Source organism: Cutibacterium modestum (assembly GCF_008326345.1).
GTDB lineage: Bacteria > Actinomycetota > Actinomycetes > Propionibacteriales > Propionibacteriaceae > Cutibacterium > Cutibacterium modestum.
On record NZ_BJEN01000008.1, the window covers coordinates 1 to 3544 of the forward strand.

The 3544-nt window shown below is 60.5% G+C and carries 3 protein-coding genes; all 3 read right to left on the reverse strand.

Annotated features, from left to right (window positions below; genetic code table 11):
- Positions 1-140: 140 nt before the first annotated feature.
- A complete protein-coding gene (locus tag F1563_RS13305; protein ID WP_050748898.1) occupies positions 141-1166 on the reverse strand; it encodes an adenosine deaminase in 1026 nt (341 codons plus the stop codon).
- A gap of 256 nt (positions 1167-1422) precedes the next feature.
- Positions 1423-2709: a citrate synthase gene (locus F1563_RS13310; RefSeq protein WP_002528504.1), complete on the reverse strand. Its 1287-nt coding sequence runs from the start codon at positions 2707-2709 to the stop codon at positions 1423-1425.
- A gap of 269 nt (positions 2710-2978) precedes the next feature.
- On the reverse strand, positions 2979-3544 hold a 566-nt coding region (locus tag F1563_RS13315; protein ID WP_149302783.1), incomplete at its 5' end, for a septal ring lytic transglycosylase RlpA family protein.

Genomic DNA, 3544 nt, shown 5'->3' on the forward strand with positions numbered 1-3544 from the left:
CGTGGTTTGGCGACTTATGATGGCAAGTTGTTGAGTGGGCCTGTGGGTGAGGCGCTTGGTATGGAGAGTGTGGCTGTTTCTGAGGTGTTGTGAGGTTCATGATGGTGGGCCACACCACCCCACCATCTACTGCGCTGAACTCAGGCCAGCAAAGGAACGAGAGACTGTTTATCCTCCCGGGAACAGAAGGCCGCCTGTAACGCATTGCGCTGGACGGTCAGGGCGTCGTCGCGGTCCCAGTTGAGTATCTGAGAGACCAGCGATATCTCCCGGGATGTCGTCGTGCGGCTCATGAGGCGGTTATCACAGCTCACCGTGACGTTGAATCCGGCAGGCCACAGCGTCGATAGTGGATGCTCTGCAACCTTGCGGCATATGCCGGTCTGGGTGTTCGATGTCGGGCATACCTCCAATGGCACATGGTCCGACAACACCCGCCGGGCCGTCGGGCCCCACCCGGATTCGTCGCGATCTTGAACGATCCGCACCCCATGGCCGAGACGCTCAGCACCGTGGTCAAGGGCGTCAAGAATCGACTCTGACCCAGCTGCCTCGCCAGCATGGACGGTGAGGTGGATTCCAGCCCTTTGGACGCGCGTCAGCGCGTTGGTAAACGGAGCAAGCGGAAAACCATCCTCAGGCCCAGCAATGTCGACGCCAACGACCCCCGGGACATGGTTGACGGCAAGATCTACCACGTCCTCGGGGACGTCGAGATGCCTCATGAGGCACAGGATCTGGCGGGCGATGATCGTCTTGCCCGACCGAGACGCGGTTTCCATTCCTTCCACCAGGCCAGCTTGGACTGCCTCGGTGGCCGTCGCAGCGGTCAACCTACCTGTTACATGTTGTTGGGGAGCCCATCGAGTCTCGGCGTAAATAATACCGTCAGCGGCCATATCTATCACGAATTCCCGTGCGATGCGCCGGAGGGAATCAGCATCTTGCATGAGGGAAACAGTCTCGGTGAAGGTGTCGAGGTAACGGGCCAAAGCCCCGGAATCGGCTGATTCAAAGAACCAGTCGGCGAGGCCTTCGGACGTTTGTGCAGGGACTCGGCGGCCTCGTTGCGCGGCGAGTTCCAAAACTGTCGCCGGACGTAGCCCGCCATCCAGATGATCGTGCAGCACGACTTTGGGGAGATTCATCGCCTCGGCCGGGTCCATGCGCTGGAGTCTATCGGCGTCGTACCGAAGGAGGAGCACCGTGGCGCAACTCGAAGCCCGGTGAACAAAAGTCCCCAGCAGAGGGTGGTCGGGGCGCCCTGGTGATACCGCGGCCCCGGAACTGACAAAAATGGTTCAGAGGGGCAAATACGGGGGACCAGATACAGGGGCGGCAGCGGAATGTCAGCAGATTGAGGGTTGAGGCCCAGATGCACGCCGGCCTGGGAGGTCGAGTTTCCGTCCCGGCCGGATTACGTTAGGCGCGCTTGCTGAGCGGCACGTAATCGCGCTTGTCAGACCCGGTGAAGATCTGACGCGGACGCCAGATCTTATTGCCCCCGGTCGCAACTTGCTCGCGGTACTGGGCGATCCATCCGGGCAGGCGTCCCAGGGTAAACAGCACAGTAAACATGTTCATCGGGAAGCCCATGGCCTCGTAGATGAGGCCAGTGTAGAAGTCGACGTTGGGGTAGAGTTTGCGCTCCTTGAAGTAGTCGTCGCTCAACGCGGTCTCTTCGAGTTCTTTGGCGATCTCGAGAAGGTCCTCGCGACCGGTATGAAGCTCCATAATGCGGTCGGTATGCTTCTTGATAATGGCTGCGCGGGGATCGTAGTTCTTGTAGATCCGGTGGCCGAAACCCATGAGCTTGATGGCGGACTCTTTGTCCTTGACCTTGCGGACGAACTCCTTAGTAGTCATACCGGAGTCGCGAATGAACTGCAGCATCTCGAGGACGGCCTGGTTTGCGTCACCGTGCTTTGGGCCGGACAGGGCGTTGACGCCTGCGGCGACCGCCGCGTACATGTTGGCCCCCGACGACGCCACCATACGGACCGTCGAGGTCGAACAATTCTGCTCGTGATCGACATGCAGGATGAGCAGAGTTTCCAGAGCGCGGGTGATCTCGTCATTGAACTCATAGGGCTCGGTCGGGAAGCCGAAGCTCATTCGGATGAAGTTCTGGACGTAGCTCAAGGAGTTGTCGGGATAGAGGGTCGGCTGGCCCATTGAGTTCTTGTAGCCGAAGGCGGCCAGAGTTGGGACCTTGGCGATGAGGCGAGTCGTGGCTGCCTCGATTTGGTCGGGATCTGTGCCGGAAGATTTCTGCGAGAAGGTCGATAGAGCCATGATGCCGGCAGCCAATACAGGCATCGGGTGGGACCGGCGGGGGAAGCAGCGGAACAGGTCGCGCATCCGCTCATCGATGAGGGTGGTGCGACGGATGCGGCCCTCGAAGCCGTCCAACTGGGCCTTGCTTGGCAATTCTCCGTAGAGGACAAGGTAGGCGGTCTCAAGGAAGGTCGACTGCTCAGCAAGCTGCTCGATCGGGTAGCCGCGGTAACGTAAGACTCCCTGTTCACCGTCGATGTAAGTGATCTGCGACTCGCAGGATGCGGTGTTGACGAATCCCGGGTCGATCATGACGTTGCTGGTTTTGTTGAGCAGACCCGCGATGTCGTAACCCACCTGGCCGTCAGTAGCGACAACCTTGTTGAAATCGAGTTGGGTGTCTTCGTCGACGAACCTTGCACTCGAACCCATCGTGCGTTCCTTCCTGGCGGCCCCGTCTGGACAATCACCGGTGACGGGGCATACGTGGATAGGTGGCGCTGCGGGTTCGTTCCCGAGCGTCACCACGGTGTGAACTATGACACAACCTAGGCTACGGCTAGCGGACGTAAATCACCAAGAAACGGTCATATTTCTCATGGTCAAGGCGTGTTCGTGCGTCGGCTGACAGTTTTCGTCACGGGGTTGGGGGCACAGCCAGTAGACGCATATAGGGGGCGGTCCGCCCCGAGATGTGATACTCAGTCGAGGATGGTGTAAGTGATCGGGGTCGTCCCCTGGCTGGTATCTGCAATCATGGCGAACGAGGCACGCGACAGATCGATGCAACGACCCGCGACGTACGGACCACGGTCATTGATCCGGACGACAGCCGAGCGGCCATTACGAACGTTGGTCACGCGGATGTGGGTGCCCAGCGGCAGAGTCCTGTTGGCAGCGGTCATGGCGTTCGGGTCGAACTCCTCGCCCGAGGCGGTCGTCTGCGGCTCGTCGTAGAACGAGGCAATGCAGCGGCCGGCGATGGGACCGGAACCCCTGTCCGAATCGCCATTGCTCGAATCCTGACGCGGCGGACGGGCTTGGTCGCGACTGGTATCGCTCCCCTTGTGCTTGTTGCGAGAGGGAGTGTCCACCTTGGTAGCGGGGACCTTGCCGGTGAGGTAGGTGCGGTATGCCCAGCCGGTGTGGCCGTCGGCGCGGATTTGGACCCAGTTGCCGTGGACTTCGCCGGTGGCGTGGACGCCGGTTCCCTGCGTGAGGGCGGTGATGATCCTGGCGTTGGGGGAGGGGGCGGTGTGCACGTTGA